The following is a 16,375-nucleotide window of genomic DNA, read 5'->3' as shown; positions in this document are numbered from 1 at the left end:
TGCCGTGTATGACAACTATGACTTGCCTTTCGGTTTTCTTCTAATGAGCCTGACGTTATCGCCTCTGCAGTTATTTTCAGCGCTTGTCAAAAGCTGACTCACGCTGATCGTGCTAACCGATCTCACGAGAAGAAAATACCGAGATCTGCCGGCTGTGTTTTTGTCGTTGTTGACAGGCGCTCTTATCGGCGGAGTTTTATTCTCGGTCTATCTCGTGGTGAGCTGCGTGTTGCTCGATCGCCTCGATGCGATCACAGATGCTTCGCCCTATGTGGCTGCATTCGGTGCCGTCATCGGCTTGATCTTCGGCTCTCGCGGAATTCATTACCATTTCGATTTACGAGACGAAGCGATTCGCCGGCGTTTAGCTGTAAGGCCGTTGGGGGTTCGATAGAACTTCAAATCATGGATTACGAATACATCGGCCATCGGAGCCTTGGCAAACACCGAATGCCGGTGCTACGCTAGCCTCGCAAAACTTGCCCCGTGCGGTCTTCAGATAACCATCTTCTCCTCGTTCCATCCCGCCCATGCGTATCGTCCTCTGCTATCCCGTCGAACCGAAACATGTGGCGCAGATTCAGGCCGTCGTGCCGGAGGCCGAGATCGTCGAGGCGAGTCAGCAGAACATCCCTGAAAAGATCCTCGATGCCGATATCTACTGCGGCCACTCGAAGGAGCGGCCCATAGAGTGGCGCGAAGTGGTTCGCCGCGGCCGGCTGCGGTGGATCCAATCGTCGGCGGCAGGGCTCGATCATTGCTTGGCTCCCGAGGTCGTCGCGGCCGACGAGATCACGGTCACCAGCGCCTCGGGCGTGCTGGCAGATCAAGTCGCCGAGCAAACCATGGCGCTCCTCGCCGGCTTGCTGCGCAACTTGCCGACGTTTTTTCGGGCCCAACAAAACCGCGAGTTCATTCGCCGCCCGACGCGCGATCTGCACCGTGCGACGATCGGCATCATCGGCTTCGGCGGCAACGGTCGCCGGCTCGCCGAAGTTCTCCGACCTTACAAGGGTACGATCATCGCCACCGATTGGTTCCCGACCGACAAGCCCGACACGGTCGACGAGCTGTGGCCGGCCGCGCGCAACGAAGAATTGATCGCGCGGGCCGACATCCTTATCCTCGCGGCTCCGCTCACCGAGCAGACGCGCGGAATGCTCGACGCGCGCACGATTTCGACGATGAAGGTGAATGCAGTCCTCGTCAACGTGGCACGCGGAAAACTCGTCGTCGAAAAAGATCTCGTCGCGGCACTGCAAGCAGGTCGCCTCGCGGGCTTTGCCACCGACGTCACGGAAATCGAACCGTTGCCGCAAGAAAGCCCGCTCTGGAGCTTACCGAACGTGATCATCACCCCGCATGTCGGTGGTCAGAGCAAGTGGCGCATCGACGACATGACCGATTTCTTCTGCGAAAATCTTCGTCGTCGCTTAGCGAATCGGCCGCTTGTGAATCTAGTAGACAAGCGGCTCGGCTTTCCCGCCTGGACGCCGCGCACCGCCGACGCTTAACATGGAAGAGTTCATGGTGGGCTGTTCGTAGTTCTTGGTTCTTGGTTTGCAAGCAAGATTCCGATCCGCGTTAGTGGATAGCATCTGCGTTAGCGACCACGAAGAACCACGAACTTAGAACGGTTTGCCCGAACCTGTTTGCACCGCGTCCCCGCTTGGGAAGACATGAATACGACGTTCCAGATTTCTTCGTTCACCTCTCCCCACGACGGCGCCGAGCCGCATCCTCCGTGCGATGAGAAATCGCTCGAACGCTATCGGGCCCTCATCTCCGAGCAGCGCGTTACTTGGACCGAGCATCACCACTTCATTCAGATGCTCGGGGCCGGCGGTCAGGGAGTGGTGTATCTCAGCGAACGGCGCGGCACCGATAAGTTCACGCTCCCGGTTGCGATGAAGATCTTTTCGCCCGAGCCTTATTCGACGCCGCAAGCTTATGAAGACGGCATGGCGCGGATGGCGCACGTCGCCGCGCGGGTTGCGCAGATCCAGCAAGACAATCTCCTCGACGTGCACAACTTCGTCGAGCGGAGCGGCATCCGGATCATGGAGATGGAATGGGTCGACGGGTTCGACCTCAGCCGGCTCCTCTCGCACGACATGCTCGCCGTGCTCAAGAAGAATCTCGATGCTCCGCGTTGGAACTACATCAACAACGTCATCGTCACGTCGGGCCCGACGCAAGCGCGGCTCAAGCCGGGGATCGCGATCGCCGTGCTGCGCGAATGCCTCGCGGCGCTCAACGCGCTACACCGCGCGAAGATCGTGCATGGCGATGTGAAGCCGTCGAACATCATGCTCAAGCGGACCGGCAACTCGAAGATCATCGACATCGGCTCGGCGTTCGACCTGATGGAACCCCCCATGCGCCGCGCCTGTACGCCTCCGTATGCCGCGCCGGAAGTGCTCGAAGGGGCCGTGCAAAACGAACGCTCCGATCTTTGCAGCCTCGGCTACGTGCTCGTCGAAATGCTCTCGGGCTCGCCGCCGTTTGCCGGAATCAAGAACTACGCGGAACTGCTGGAAGCGAAGCGGTCGTTGCCGCAGCGCTTGCACGAGCGCTTGCCGCGCGAAGTGACTTGCAACGAGCTGCTCACGAATTTGATTCGCGGCCTCATCGCCGCCGACCCGATGCGCCGCTTCCCGACGGCCGAAGCCGCCGACGTGATGAAAGAAGGAGCCGCGGGCTTCCAACGGCAACTCGTCAAAGGAGACTTGTCGAGCGAATACGAAAACGAAATCCGCGGCTGGCTGAGAGACTTAGGCGACGCGAAGTTTTAACGTCGTAGGCAGGTTCCGCGTGCCGCGACCGATACGCACCGGAGCACCGCCAGGTTTTCCTTGCGGCGGCTCGTCGGCAAGATTAGGCTCTTCGTCGTCTCGGACGAATCGTCTCCTTGAGCCTATGAGTCTTTGCTGTGACCCGTCGCGAAATCGCCGTCTTAGCGTATCGCTTATTGGCCGTCGCGCTCGTCGCCTATGCCGTGGCGATGTTGTGCCCGGTGATCGGCTCGATCCTCGCCGACTACGGCCACGGGCGATTCTGGTATCACGTCGAGTACCATGACGTCACGATCCTGACGGCGCTTGGTTGGTTGATCGCGGCGGCGTGGATACGAGTTCACTCCGTGAAGTACGCGGCCGATACGTTCAAGGACGATACCGGCGACGTTGCACGGATCGAGTTGAACGAGCAACAACTTTGGTCGGTCGGCTGCGCATCGATCGGGCTGGTGTTGACCGTTTCGCCTCTCTGCAGCTCGCTGGCATACATCGTGCAAATCGCACAATCGTTGCCCCACGATAACAACGAAGTCGGGCCTGATGTCGCCGAATTCTTTCTGTCTCATGCCGTGAGGCTGGGCTTCGGATTGTGGTTGATCTTCGGCTCCGATTCGCTATCGCGCTTCGCCGCGCGCCGACTGGCTGCGACCGGGCGCAGTGCGATCGTGGATGCCTCGCAAGACGAGGTGTCGTAACGATGACTTCTCAAGATTGGGCCCTGTTGGGTCTGCGCCTCTACGGTCGCGTGCTGAACTTCATCGCGCTGTACTGGATCACCGTATCTCTGATTTCGGTGTGCGCCGTTTTCGGCACTGAGTCGGCATTCGGACTTTCTCGGTTCGGGCAAGCGATTTGGGTTCTGCAAGTTCTGGTACCCGGAATCATCGTCTTGGGAACTGCGATCTATTTGCATCGTCGCGCCGAGTTCGTCGTGCGGTTGCCGGAGCCCCTGGCTTCCGGCCATCGGCGGGTTGGGCTCGAGTGCTTCGTCGCCGTCGTATTCGCCTACGGCACTTGGGAGCTAGCCATCTCCGTGCGGGCGTTGTTTCAAGAGTGGCACCGAGCGATCGCGATGTCGGAATTGATGCATGAATCCCCGGAGGTTTACTTCACAAAGTATCCGGAAGTCGAAACTCAAGCGATATTTGCCGGCGTGTCGTTCGTGGTGTCGCTGGTGTGCGTCTTCGCGGCGAAGCCGCTGACCGGGCTGTTGTTTCGCTCGCCGCGCTCCGCGGCCGCACGATCTCCCAGCTGAGCTCACTACGACGCATGGTGTTTTACATAATCGCCGGCGTGCTGCTATTTGCGGCGATCGTCTTTTCGTTCGGGCTTCGCGACCTCGTTCGCAAATCGCGCGGCACGGATGCGTATCGAATTCTTTGGCTCCCGGCGATCGCGATCGTGGCGGCTCTGCTGTTCGGGTCGATACTCGTTGCTCCCGACTATTGGTTCGGCATCTTGCAACTATTCGTCATCCTCGGCGGACTCTTAGTTACGTTGCCGTCGGCCGTGGCGTTGCTCTCGCTGTTGATCTGGTATCCCTACCGTGAAGGTCGCGCGACGAATGTCTGGTTCCTCGGGATTTCGCTCGCTCTGGCGGTTGTCGTCGCCGTGGCTGCGTATCGGATGGGAGAAGAGGCCTACATGCAGATGCGCCGCGCGCCCAAAATGGTCGAGGTGCCCGTTCCGGCCGAGCAAATTATTACGCGAGCCTAGCTTTCTTCCGCTACGCACTGCTCGAAGTATTCCATCTCTTTCGTGCCGCCGCAGATGATCGCCGTCCGGTCGTGGATTCCTTCGGGCACGATCTCCAGCACGCGCTTGCCGCCGCACAGCGCTTTGCCGCCGGCTTGTTCCATGAGGAACGCGATCGGGTTGGCTTCGTACATCAGACGCAGCTTGCCGCGCGGGTTGTCCATCGTCGGCGGATACATGAACACACCCCCTTTGAGCAGCGTCCGATGGACGTCGGCGACCATCGATCCGATGTAGCGCGAAGCGTAGCGCTTGCCGAGCACTCCGCTCCGCAGGCCGGCGACGAACTTTTGATAGGCCTTCGGAAACGAATCGAGATGCGCTTCGTTCACCGAGTACCACTTCCCTTGCTCGGGCATCCGAATGTTTTCATGGCTCAACACATACGCCCCGATCGCCGGATCGAGCGTGAAGCCGTGAACTCCGCTACCGGTCGAATAGACGAGCATCGTGCTCGAGCCGTAAAGCACGTAGCCGCCGGCGACTTGCTTGTAGCCCGGCTGAAGAATGTCGGCGGAATCGTCGCGATCGTAAGGGTCGTGCGGCCGACGGAGAATGGAGAACGTCGTGCCGACGGAAACGTTCACGTCGATGTTCGACGAGCCGTCGAGCGGATCGAAGACGACGATATACTTCGCATCGGCCGACTGCTTGAGAATAAACGGCCGTTCGTTTTCTTCGGAAGCTAAGATGCCGACGTTGTCGCGCAAGCTCAGGTAATGGATCAACACGTTGTTGGCGAAGATGTCCAGTTTCTGCTGGCTCTCCCCTTGCACGTTGGTCTCGCCGGCCTCGCCGAGCACGTCGGTCAAGCCGGCTCGGCGAACCTTGGCCTGGATGATCTTCGTGGCGAGCGTGATGCCCGAGAGGAGCCAAGCGAACGTGCCGCTCGCTCCGGGATGCCGTTTTTGTTCTTCCAGCGTATGTTGTTCGAACGTTACGATCGTATTGTCGCGGTCGACCATAGGGATTTCGAGAACGAGAAGTAGGGGCGAGCGATGCAGCGAACCGGGGCGTGTCCGGCCCGTCATTCTAATCGTCTTTCCGCACTTTCGCTTGGACTTTTCTCCGACGATACAATCGGGCTCCGGAAGGCCGTCGCCGTCCGATGCGTGCGAGGTCGAAAAGCATGACGAGGTATCGAAACAGGCTGCTGGTCGTGATCGCGGCGATGGTTGCCATCGCGGCGTCCAGCGGCACCTCCGACGAAGCGCGGCAGCCGAAGGAAGCGTCGTCACCGGCGGCCCGCTTCCGCAAACCGATCGCACTCGCCTGGGTCGAGTCGGGCCGGTTGCTGGCCGTGGCGAATGCGCGCACCGGCTCGATCTCGCTCGTCGACGTCGAGCGAAAGCTGGTCGTCGGCGAAACCGAAATCGCCTCGCGACTGACCGATTTGAAACGTGCCGGCGACTCTGATACGGGCGATTCCGATACGTTCGTCGCGCTCGACGACAAAACGCATGAGCTGCTCCTGCTGAAAATACAACGAACCGGCGTAAGGATCATCGGCCGCACGCGCGTCGCCGACGATCCTCAACGCGTGATCGTCGGCGATGATGGGCGAACGGCGCTTGTTGCCGGTCGCTGGTCGCGGCGGCTTGATGTTGTCGAACTAGATGCGACAGGTGGCCCGCACGTCGTTCGCTCGCATGCGCTCCCATTCGCGCCGCGTGAACTCTTGCTGCTGCCCGACGGTGTCGGTGTCGTCGTGGCCGATGCGTTCGGAGGTCGCATCGCCGTCATCGATCTGCGCAAGGGCTTGATCACTATCGAACGGACGCTCGACGGCCGAAACATTCGCGGCCTCTCCCTCGACCTGCGGCGGAACGAACTGCTCGTGTCTTACCAACGTCCTGCCGAGCGCCTGCCGACGACCGTGGAAAATCTTCGCGCAGGAAAACTCGCCGCGAACCTCTTGGGGCGCTTCTCGACGTCGTCGCTGGAATTGTCCGGAACGCCGGTTCGTCTCGATGGAGATGTTACGGAAGCTAAAAACATCGGCGCGGCTGATCCCGACGATGTGTTTCTCCTGGCTGACGGCCGTTCGGTCGTGCTCTTAGCCGGAACGCAGCAGGTTGCGATCGTCGCTGCCGATGGGCGCGCGGTCGCACGCGTCGATGTCGGAGCGCGGCCGACCGCCGCGCTGCTTGATCCCACGAAGCAGTTGCTTTACGTCGCCGATACGCTCGACGACACGCTCAGCATCGTCGATCTCGCCCAACACCGAACCACGGCAACGTTCGCGCTCGGACCTCGGCCCGAGCTTTGGCCGCGCGATCGGGGAGAGCGGCTCTTCTTCGATGGCCGACAATCGCTCGGCGGGTTCATGAGTTGTCACAGTTGTCATACCGACGGGCATACCAGCGGCGGACTCGCCGATACGTTCGGCGACGGCAGCTACGGCACGCCGAAGCGCATCCTCACGCTGCTCGGGACTTCGCTCACCGATCACTGGGGTTGGAACGGCGAGTTACGCGAGCTACGCGATCAGGTCGAGCGATCGTTCCTCACTTCGATGCATACGCCTAAGCATACGCTGCGCGACTCGGACGACGTGACGGCGTATCTACACACGCTCCCTTTCGCGCCGCCGCGGCTGCCGAAAACGTCCGACGTCGTCGACGCGCAACTCTTCGCCGCCGGCGAAGCGGTGTTCGCGGCCGAGCGCTGCGGCGAATGTCATGTAGCGCCGTTGACGTTCACTTCGCAGACCACGTACGACGTCGGCCTGCGGGACGAGGCGGGCTTGGCGAAGTTCAATCCGCCGTCGTTGCGCGGCGTCGGGCAAGGGGTCGCATTTTTACACGATGCCCGAATGAAATCGTTGGACGACTTATTTCGGTTGCACCGGCATTCCTTGCATGCGGACCTCTCCGAGGCCGAATTGCGGGCATTGGTACGCTATCTGCAAGGTCTGTAGATCAAGCCCTCTTGCACATCCGATTCGGGTCGTTCGGCAGGGCCCTTTGCCGCAACGAGAGGGTAGCGGACCAACCTGAACGATTTTCGATCAAAGCGTGAAGTGGACATTTTTTGGCCTCTTACGCACGGCTGCTACGCACAGTGAAGCATAAAGGAATCTAATCATGACCAAGGAACAAGATCTTCTACTCGTCGCCTCGAGTATTCCCACTTCCGGGCTGCGCTCGCTCAGCAAGGCGCTTCGCTGCCGACGTGTGATTCATGGGCGCTTCGTCGATGGTCGCGGTAACGGCTGTTTATTCTATTGGCTATCCGAACGGGAAATGGTCGACCGCGCAAGCCGCATCCATTGGACCCGCACCAACCCGTTGTTCGACTCCGCTCACGACGAAGCGATTCGCCGGCTGATCGTCGGTTGGGATGCTTCGACGCCGAGCGCGGTCGTGAAGGGGCCCGGCTACGACACCGAATATCCTGCGGCCACGTATGCGTTGACCGAAGACGATATTCGACAAGGGCTCGCCGCTACGCTGCGCCTGCGGCGCGCCGCAAACCGCGCGGAGAATGAAGCCGTGCAACGTACGAACCGCCGGCTGAGCCAAGACACCGTTTAATCTCGTCGCGATTAGTCTGCCGTCTCGACCGGATGCCGCAAGTCGCGCTCGTCGATCAGCTCGCGGGCCGTCAGATCGTCGGTGACGAGATGGGTCCAGAATCGCATCTTGCGCAGCAGTGGTGCAATCGCGCGCCATTTGCTGCGGCTGCATCTGCGGCAAGGGGCCGCGCTAATGACTAAGTAGCGCTGCGGTCCGTCTTGAGGTTGTGTATTGCCCGCGTGAAAGTTAAGCAGGTCGGGCCAATCGAAAAGCGTTACGGCGCGCCAGTTTTCTTTATCTCCTTGGCTTCCTATATCGATTCCTGCTTCCAAGCCTTGCGACGGAAACAACACCGGCCCGCTCTCATCGTACGGCAGATATTGCAGATCGCCGGCGAAGCGACTGGCGTCTAAGCCTTTCGGCTTGCGCGAATGATGCTTGAGGTAACTCTGCATCAAGCCGTGCGGATCGCCCGACCAGGCGAGGCTGCTGATGATGAGTTGCACTTTGTTGCGCAGCTGAAACGCGCGCTCGATGTTTTCGTCTTGCACTTGCAAGCGCGCATAGTCGCGCATCGGCACCGTGGCGGCTGTCGGCAGGTCGACGAATTCGATCTGGTCCGGCACGTCGAACAAGCGGAAGAACGTCACCGGGCTGAGCATCGGATCTTGAATCGTCGGCGTCAGCGCATGCAGGCGCAGCTTCGGATAAGCCGGCAAGCTCCGCAACATTTTCGCCAGGTACGAGATCACGGCGAGCGAGCTGTAGCCGGCGCCGAGGCCGATGCCGATCGGCTCTGCTTCGCCCGCCGGCTTGCCTGCTTCTTCGGCCGCTAAAGCGTTTTGCACGGTGAGCTTTTTAATTAAGCTCACGGCGATCTCGGCCGTGGCCCGCGCGACCATGTCGTTGACGACGTCTTCCGTCACGTCGACGATGCGGACTTCGTTCCAGCGGCCGTCGAGCTGATATTTTTCGTAGAGCGATGCGGCTCGTTTGGCGGCTTGCGGAGGGTTGAGTTGCACGAAGCCCCGGTCGACCGCTTCGCGCACGATCTTATAAACGCGATAGCGCGTCAGATCGATGCGTCGCTTTTCGTTCCAGCGGAGATCGATCCACGGCAGTTCGTTGGAGTGTTCCTTGACGAGCCACAGCGCGATCATCGACGTGAGCTTCTTCTGATCTTCCCCTTGCGCGGTCATCCACCGCGTCGCGACCGAAAACACGAGCGCGTCGCTCAAGTCGTGGACTGAGCCTTCTAACTCCGGACCTTGCGGCATGTATGCGGCTCCTCGGCTTCGACGTGCGACGGGCGAAGCAGACGGCTGAGGGTGGCACAGGAATCTGTTGAGTTCGACCACAGTTGTTTGTACTGTATGGCGACTGCCGCAGCGGTTGTCAATTTCATTGACCCGGCTACCGCTCGATTCACCACTTTTCCGGAGGGCCGCCCCTTGGACACGACTCTTCCGCGAACCAGCGAGCTCTATGAAAAAGGACTCGCGGAAGGGCTGCATGTCGGGGCTCAAATCCATGTCCGAATGGCCGGGGAAGTCGTCGTCGATCGGGCGTTCGGGTTCTCTCGCCCCCCGACGGAAGCCACGGCCGCCGTTCCGCTCACTTCCGACACGCTGATGCTCTGGCTTTCGGCCGGGAAGCCGGTGGCCGCCGCCGCGATCATGCAACTGCAAGAGCGCGGCCTGCTGCATCTCGACGACCCCGTCATCACGCACGTTCCGGAATTCGATCCGCAGCCCGATTACGTGCGTGGTGGAAAGTCGGACGTGACGATTCGCCACCTGCTGACCCACACCTGCGGCTTCCGCTTCATCGACATCGGCGACGCGACGACCAAATTCGATGGCGATGCGTGGAATGAGATCATTCGCCGCCTTTGCCGAGCGCCGCTCGAGCGCGATTGGGTTCCCGGCCAGCGGGCCGGCTATCACCCTTACACCAGTTGGTACATCCTCGGCGAGATCATCGCGCGGCTCGCCGGGGTTTCGTTTGCCGAGTATGTGCGCCGCGAGATTTTTTTGCCGCTGGAGATGCACGACTGCTGGTTCGGTATCTCGGCCGAACTGCAAGCCGGCTACGGCGATCGCCTCGGCACGCTGGTCAACACCGAGCGCCGCACCGACGGCGCCCCTTCGCTCGCGCCGCACCCCTTCGACACTCCGGCCGGTCTGACCGCTTGCGCTCCCGGCGGCAGCGGGCATGGGCCGATGCGCCAACTCGCGAACTTCTACGAAATGCTGCTCGGCTCCGGCACGCGCCGCGGCACGCAGATCCTCACGCCCGCGAGCGTGCAGGCGATGACCGCGCGACAGCGCGTCGGCATGCTCGACGAAACCTTTAAGCAGGTGCTCGATTGGGGCCTCGGAACGATTCCGAACAACCGGCGCTACGGAGTCGCCACGGCGGCCTACGGCTACGGCCGACATGCAAGCGAATCGACCGTCGGCCACAGCGGCTCGCAATCGTCGGTCGCCTTCGCCGACGTCGAGCATGAGCTGATCGTCGCGCTGGTGCTCAACGGCACTTGCGGCGAAGCGCGACACCAGCGCCGCATCCGGCCGTTGCTCGAAGCGCTGTATGAAGACCTCGGCATCACACGCGCCGACTGATGTGAAAGTCCTTCTTCGTCGATATGGAAGTAGGTTTGTCGCAAGTCATTTCAAAGACTAAAATATCGCATCGTACCATTCCTACTCGGCCGCAGATTTTATCGCCATTGAGTTGCCGACGAACTGGTAGGCCACCATGGGTCTTGACTTTGTTTCCGTCTTCTTAGAGTTTGAACGGCAGTTCGGCGTTCGTCTAGAAAGCGCCGACTTGCGACCCGAATTTGCAAGTCGCGAGAGAGATTTGACTGCCGGACGACTTCACGAAATCATTTGTGAGAAGTGCAAGGCGTCGAATATTCCGGTTTCTCGCAGTAGCTGGAATCGCTTTCGATGGATCATCGCCAAAACCCTTGGCATTAAAGCCAATCTCATCCGCCGTGAGACCTGGCTACGTCGAGAGTTAGATTTTAGCTAGATGAGCAAATTCGACATGAGCGCGTTTTCTGAAATGACGGCCGCAAAAGCATTCGTCGCAGCCAATGGTGAGTTTGCTTGGCGCCGCCAAGACATTGAGCCTGTACTCGATGCGATTCGCGATTCGGGCCGTGCGACATTAGGCGGCGAGGTTTGGCTCATCATCGGTGAGCACTCTTGGGATGGTTTGATTCCGTCCCTTGACGACAGTCCTCCTGGCGTTTGGCATTGGGAGACTAAGCCTCGTTCCACTTCCGAGTCGTGGCAGCAGTATTGCGCACGCACTGCCACAGAGAGCCTCGAAGCTGTCCGAGAAATGCGAGTCGAGCAAGAGACACCGTTCGAGTTAATCGACCGACTGCGATTCAACGTTACATATGTTGCTGAGCCAAAGACCTAATCCGGCGGTGGAGCGATCCGCTATCGTGGTCGTATGGACGTAGTGGAGGCAGCGGGGTGGCACCGGCAAATGTCCGTGCGCCTTAGGAGCAAGAGGCATCAATATTGCGTCCGGCAACTTGGGCCTCTTGTCGCTGCGCGACCCCGACCACGCGTTGGCTGGGTCACCCGCGGCCGGAAAATTCTTGTGCGGTTTGTCGAATTTCGGTTCGGTCGTTCGACTGTATGCTGCAGGCCGGGTAATCGGCCCGGCCGGGCCGTATCTGGAAACCAAGGAACACGTGGGCGGGTTCTGGGTGCTGGAAGCCGTCGACATGAATGAGGCGCTGGAGTGGGGCCGCAAGGCCGTCGTCGCCTGCCGCGCACCGGTCGAGGTCCGTCCGTTTCACTAACGGAGGGTTTTCCAGGTTTTCGCCCCAAACGTCGAACGTTTCGAGATCCTTAAAAAAGTTTCGTTGCATTCCACTCTAGAGAAGGGGAGAATTCGAAAAACTCATCGAGAGGGCTCTATGTCTCGGTCGAAGCGGGCTAAGCAGTCGCCGACGCAGCCGAAACCGGTTCGGGCCGTTACCGATTCGCCGACGCCGCCCACGCTCGCCGAGGTTTGTGCCGCGCCGGACGACTTACTCGGCAAGCTCGACCTTGCGGCCATCAACCTCATGTGCGCGACCGGCTTGCCCGGCGCGGAGTATTTAGACTACGGCAAGTGCTCCGCCTGGTTGGACGATGCCGCACGTCGGGTCGATCTCGAAATCCGTCGTCACTGGTATCGGTTCTTAGCTTCGCCGAAAACTTACCGTGAGTCGCCGGGCTTCTTCTGTTGCTCGATGATGCTGCAAGTGTTGCAAGAGGATTGCGGAGTTCGGTACAACCCCGAACGGGCCGTCGATCCGACTTGGCAAGACCATAAACAAGAGCCCGTCTTTCGCGACTCACGCGACCTCTTCATTCACGGCATGATCGACGGCCCAGGGGGCACATGCGGTTCGATGCCCGTGCTTTACGTGGCGGTCGGTCGACGCCTCGGCTATCCGCTCAAGCTGGTCGAAGCGCGCGGCCATCTCTTCTTTCGTTGGGACGATCCGCTCGGGTTGAAACGCAGCGTGCCCGAGCGGTTCAACGTCGATGGTGACGGCCACGGCATCGGCGTGTTTTCCGACGAGCATTACCGCACTTGGCCGGAGCCTTGGAACGAGGCCGAGCGGAAAGGGAATCTCTACTTGCGATCGTTGACGCAGAAAGAAGAGCTCGCGGCGTTTCTCGGTACGCGCGCGGCTTGCCTCGAAGACAACGGCCGAATCAACGAAGCCATTCAAGCTTATCGCTGGGCTTGCGGCTTAGTCCCGCACGATCCCCGGCCGCGCAATACGTTGAACCGGATGATTTGGCGGCTGCAGCAGAACGTCATGGAGATGAACGCGGTCGTCGCTCTCGGACGGCAAACACGCCTCGGTCAGTTGCCCGGGATGCAACTCCCGGAAATGCCGTTCTCCATCATGCCGTCGCACGGGAACGGTTGCCGGTGCCTAGATTGCGACGAGGCGCGCGAGGCATCGCGGCGGCCTAAGGGCGCTGCCGGGCATTTTCCGCAGTGTAATTGCCTGCAATGTCGGACGATTCGCGAGCCATTGGTACAAGCTCCATGGCATTCGGCTGGTTGTGTTTGCACTAAATGTCGTCAAGCACAAGCGAAGGCGGCGAAACGAGTGCCAGGACATCCGTTCGGCTGCGGTTGCATGACTTGTCGGAACGCCGAACAACTGAGAAGGCGGCACGGTGCGCAGTAGCGATCTTCCATCAAATACAAGGATGAAGCCATGTATCACGCGGAACTCGGCCAATTCACGACTCGCGATCCGTTGCCGCAAGAAGGCGAGCCGGATGTGCTTTACGATAACAACTGGTTCGGTCGTTGGCTCGACATGATGAAGAACCTTTATGGTTATACGTATAGCAAGCCGTTAAATTACGTGGATCCCTACGGAAATGACGTGTGGGTCGAGGGATCCAGCGGGGCAGAGCCTGCGGGGCATCTAAGCTTGGCCGTTGGTAAGCCCAACGCTCGTTATGAGTCATACAGTTTCGGCGCGATCTTTTCGTTCTCGCTAAGAAATGGAGTGGAAGGGGTGATTTACGAAGACCTATCCTTAGGAGGACAAATCGATCCAAATCGTTATATCAAAACACCAGCTGACGTTGACGCAATTATACAGAAGATACTTCAAAAACGGTTAAACGGTCCACCTCGTGAGTATCGAATTGGCAACCGCAACTGCCGTACCTGGACCGGGGAAATGTTTGAAGCGATTAAAACAGTGCTGGAACAGAAAGGCTATAAGCTGTCGCCACCGCCTCCGATTACAGCAGTTCCTGTATTCCCTGGAACGCCGAAGTCGATAATTTCATCAAGTGATACATCTCGTCCCACTTCCGTACCTACCACAACTAGTACAGTTGATCCAATAACGTCATCAACACAGACAACGGCTCCATAATATGCTAGTGCTAATTGTAGGAAGCGCATTGGTAGCCGCAGGAGTCCTTTTAAATCAGATTACATCCGCCTCAAACGATTATTCGATATTGTTGATGTCCGTTATAAGTCTTGTACTCGTGGGCGGAGCGTGCATCGTGACCAGCCTGTCAAAAGTCAAGGAAATACAATATAGGATATTGGCGGCGCTCATTTTGGTTATAGGACTCGCCACTTTGCTAAATGCGATTTTCAGATTGATGCCTTAAAACTACATAGGGTTTGTTCCATGATCTCGCCGGACGCGGTGTAGCACGGACAAATGTCCGTGCGCCGTAGGCGAAAGAGGCTTGATATCGTGCCCGGCAACTTGGGACCTCTCGTCGCTATGTGCCTTACGACGCGTTGTTAGGGCTACCTCGCGTCGCACGGCGACACTTGCCGATGTCGGAGCTGCGACGAAGCGCGCGAGGGATCGCGACCGAAGGGCGTTGCCGGACATTATCCGCTCTGTAGTTGCTCGCAATGTCGGGCGATCCGGAAGCCGTTGGCGCAGGCGAGAGGGCATCTCGCCGGATGTGCGTGCTGCTCATGTTTTCACGCACAAGTAAATGCCGGGCAGCGAGTACCGGGGCATCCGCCCACCTGCGACTGCAGGGGATGTCGATACGCCAGTCAATCGAGAAGGTGGCACGGTGCGCAGTAGCAGTCATCGAATCTTGCAACAAGGATGAAGCCATGTATCACGCGGAACTCGGCCAATTCACGACTCGCGATCCGTTGCCGCAAGAAGGCGAGCCGGACGTGCTGTACGACAACAACTGGTTCGGTCGTTGGCTCGACATGATGAAGAACTTATACGGCTACGTTGGCTCGAATCCTGTTAGTTACGTCGACCCATCTGGACTCGTGACGCTCAATGCCGATCCTATAGCCGGTGCGCCATGGATTGAGATTCGAGGCACAATTGATGGAAAGCGTGGCAAGGTGGCCCGATCACATTCGCATCCCCAATTTAAAGTCTCTTACGAGGTCGTACCTTGCGAGTGCCCTGCCGGCACATACCGGCTCCTGTTTACCCTAGACTTCCGGTTCAAAATCCTAATTAACGTGAGAGAAGATCTTGAGGAGCAAGGGTGGACGATTGCTGGGCTCTACGGGCACGAACTAAAGCACAATGTCAGTCTCCTGCAACAGATAGATGCGATAAAGGAAATTCTTTTGATATCTGAACGTGCGTACAACTGCCTTGAAGGAAAATCCAAGGCGGACGTAGAGAAAGAGGGGAGAATTTTCAAAACGAAAGCGGAAAGACTATATGAAGCTGCTGCAGATCAAGAAAAACGGCATTTTCAGAATCCGCGGCGGCCCTCAAGTCTCCCATCCAATCCGCTTAGCCCTGTGAATGGCGAAATGTATCCGGAGAAGGATCTGATCGAAAAAATGCCTAAGCTGCCCATTGGGCGACTAGATTATGATTTCTAAACCATGAAGAATCGAAAGGCATCGCAAATGCGACTGCAGTGCGAACGATCGGCATTAGACAAGCGTGTGTTTACGCTTATCGTCGCTACGATATTCGGCCTTGCCGGGTGCAAGCCGACGACCAATACGAAAGGCGACGACACCGCGAAGGTGGGCGCACAACAGCATGAGGGCGGCGATGAATCGCCGACGGTTAAGGACATCGAAGTAGAAATCGTCACAGCTGCGATGAAGAAGATAGTCCTGGTCGACTCGACACCGATGAACCATGACTGGGCAAGCGTCATCTTAATCGCGGAGAGCAACGCTACAAGAATACTGGATATTCCGGAGTATTCCGGCGACGTGCCGGATGAACTGAGGAAGTCATTTCGGTCGGCCAACGAGCAGGAAAGATTGTGGCCGCCGACGATCAACGTGCGAGGAATTCAAGTCGCTCAGCCGGGAGAGTTCGGTAGACATGTGTCGGAAATCGACCCTCAGCTGTTCAGGTCGCGGTATAAGTATGCTCAACAAGCTGCGAGCGTATCGCGTCCCGGCATTAGCAAGGATGGTAATCGCGCCGTAGTGTTCGTCGAGAGTGGGGTCGGCCGGTTAAGCGGCGGAGGATGCGTTGTAATAATGAAAAAGGAGGCCGGCGACTGGATGTTGCACGAAACGGTGTCCAGTTGGGTGAATTGAGTGCTTGAATGTCCCCGCGGGTAGCACGGACAAATGTCCGTGCGCCGTAGGCGCAAGAGGCCTCGGTATCGTGCCCGGCAAATTGGGTCTCTTGTCGCTGCTCGATCCGACAACGCGTTGGCGGGGGCCGTCCCGATATTCTTGCTGAATGCGGTCTCTATGCAGCTTGCATGGGTGGCCCTCAACCGTCGGCTGCGCCGCCACCTTCTCCCCGTGGGGAGAAGGGTT

18 protein-coding genes are annotated in these 16,375 nt (G+C 58.9%); 16 read left to right on the top strand and 2 right to left on the bottom strand.

The features are described from left to right. The first annotated feature begins 154 nt into the window (after positions 1-154). The 6 genes from K8U03_08655 to K8U03_08630 all read left to right on the top strand — a co-directional run bounded on the left by K8U03_08655 (position 155) and on the right by K8U03_08630 (position 4,514). On the top strand, positions 155-394 hold the full coding sequence (locus K8U03_08655) for a hypothetical protein (GenBank protein MCE9604957.1): 240 nt from the start codon (positions 155-157) through the stop codon (positions 392-394). Positions 395-530: 136 nt separating this feature from the next. Continuing rightward, entirely contained in the window at positions 531-1,514 is a 984-nt protein-coding gene (locus tag K8U03_08650; protein MCE9604956.1) for a D-2-hydroxyacid dehydrogenase, read from the top strand. 165 nt (positions 1,515-1,679) lie between these two features. Continuing rightward, a complete protein-coding gene (locus K8U03_08645) occupies positions 1,680-2,795 on the top strand; it encodes a serine/threonine protein kinase (protein MCE9604955.1) in 1,116 nt (371 codons plus the stop codon). Between the two features lie 137 nt (positions 2,796-2,932). After that, on the top strand, positions 2,933-3,493 hold the full coding sequence (locus K8U03_08640) for a hypothetical protein (protein MCE9604954.1): 561 nt from the start codon (positions 2,933-2,935) through the stop codon (positions 3,491-3,493). A gap of 2 nt (positions 3,494-3,495) precedes the next feature. Continuing rightward, entirely contained in the window at positions 3,496-4,053 is a 558-nt protein-coding gene (locus K8U03_08635) for a hypothetical protein (protein ID MCE9604953.1), read from the top strand. A 14-nt stretch (positions 4,054-4,067) separates the two neighbouring features. Further along, positions 4,068-4,514 (top strand): hypothetical protein, encoded by a 447-nt coding sequence (locus tag K8U03_08630; GenBank protein MCE9604952.1) that lies wholly within the window; start codon positions 4,068-4,070, stop codon positions 4,512-4,514. Here K8U03_08630 and fbp read toward each other — a convergent pair. Continuing rightward, a complete protein-coding gene (fbp, locus tag K8U03_08625) occupies positions 4,511-5,518 on the bottom strand; it encodes a class 1 fructose-bisphosphatase (protein ID MCE9604951.1) in 1,008 nt (335 codons plus the stop codon). The genes K8U03_08630 and fbp overlap by 4 nt on opposite strands. Positions 5,519-5,682: 164 nt before the next feature. Here fbp and K8U03_08620 point away from each other — a divergent pair, with 164 nt between their 5' ends. After that, on the top strand, positions 5,683-7,473 hold the full coding sequence (locus tag K8U03_08620) for a cytochrome C peroxidase (protein MCE9604950.1): 1,791 nt from the start codon (positions 5,683-5,685) through the stop codon (positions 7,471-7,473). A gap of 166 nt (positions 7,474-7,639) precedes the next feature. Next, the gene (locus K8U03_08615; protein MCE9604949.1) at positions 7,640-8,089 is read left to right on the top strand and encodes a hypothetical protein; all 450 of its coding nucleotides are present in this window, start codon (positions 7,640-7,642) and stop codon (positions 8,087-8,089) included. Positions 8,090-8,100: 11 nt separating this feature from the next. On the opposite strand, the gene K8U03_08610 is transcribed toward K8U03_08615, so the two are convergent. Further along, positions 8,101-9,348 carry a hypothetical protein gene (locus K8U03_08610; protein ID MCE9604948.1) on the bottom strand — a complete coding sequence of 416 codons (1,248 nt, stop codon included), beginning with the start codon at positions 9,346-9,348 and terminating at the stop codon, positions 8,101-8,103. A gap of 174 nt (positions 9,349-9,522) precedes the next feature. Here K8U03_08610 and K8U03_08605 point away from each other — a divergent pair, with 174 nt between their 5' ends. The 8 genes from K8U03_08605 to K8U03_08570 all read left to right on the top strand — a co-directional run bounded on the left by K8U03_08605 (position 9,523) and on the right by K8U03_08570 (position 16,147). Continuing rightward, the gene (locus tag K8U03_08605; GenBank protein MCE9604947.1) at positions 9,523-10,695 is read left to right on the top strand and encodes a beta-lactamase family protein; all 1,173 of its coding nucleotides are present in this window, start codon (positions 9,523-9,525) and stop codon (positions 10,693-10,695) included. A gap of 136 nt (positions 10,696-10,831) precedes the next feature. Continuing rightward, positions 10,832-11,110 carry a hypothetical protein gene (locus K8U03_08600; protein ID MCE9604946.1) on the top strand — a complete coding sequence of 93 codons (279 nt, stop codon included), beginning with the start codon at positions 10,832-10,834 and terminating at the stop codon, positions 11,108-11,110. After that, entirely contained in the window at positions 11,111-11,509 is a 399-nt protein-coding gene (locus tag K8U03_08595) for a hypothetical protein (protein ID MCE9604945.1), read from the top strand. Between the two features lie 97 nt (positions 11,510-11,606). Beyond that, entirely contained in the window at positions 11,607-11,900 is a 294-nt protein-coding gene (locus K8U03_08590) for a YciI family protein (protein ID MCE9604944.1), read from the top strand. Positions 11,901-12,017: 117 nt separating this feature from the next. Beyond that, complete coding sequence (locus K8U03_08585; protein ID MCE9604943.1) at positions 12,018-13,295, top strand: hypothetical protein; 1,278 nt, start codon at positions 12,018-12,020, stop codon at positions 13,293-13,295. A gap of 30 nt (positions 13,296-13,325) precedes the next feature. Next, the gene (locus K8U03_08580; GenBank protein MCE9604942.1) at positions 13,326-14,003 is read left to right on the top strand and encodes a hypothetical protein; all 678 of its coding nucleotides are present in this window, start codon (positions 13,326-13,328) and stop codon (positions 14,001-14,003) included. 503 nt (positions 14,004-14,506) lie between these two features. Next, positions 14,507-15,466 carry a hypothetical protein gene (locus K8U03_08575; GenBank protein ID MCE9604941.1) on the top strand — a complete coding sequence of 320 codons (960 nt, stop codon included), beginning with the start codon at positions 14,507-14,509 and terminating at the stop codon, positions 15,464-15,466. A 3-nt stretch (positions 15,467-15,469) separates the two neighbouring features. After that, positions 15,470-16,147, top strand: a complete 678-nt coding sequence (locus tag K8U03_08570) for a hypothetical protein (GenBank protein ID MCE9604940.1) — start codon at positions 15,470-15,472, stop codon at positions 16,145-16,147. Positions 16,148-16,375: the final 228 nt, after the last annotated feature.

This window comes from Planctomycetia bacterium (assembly GCA_021413845.1).
Classification (GTDB): Bacteria; Planctomycetota; Planctomycetia; order Pirellulales; family PNKZ01; genus PNKZ01.
This window is presented reverse-complemented; position numbering and strand designations above follow the sequence as displayed.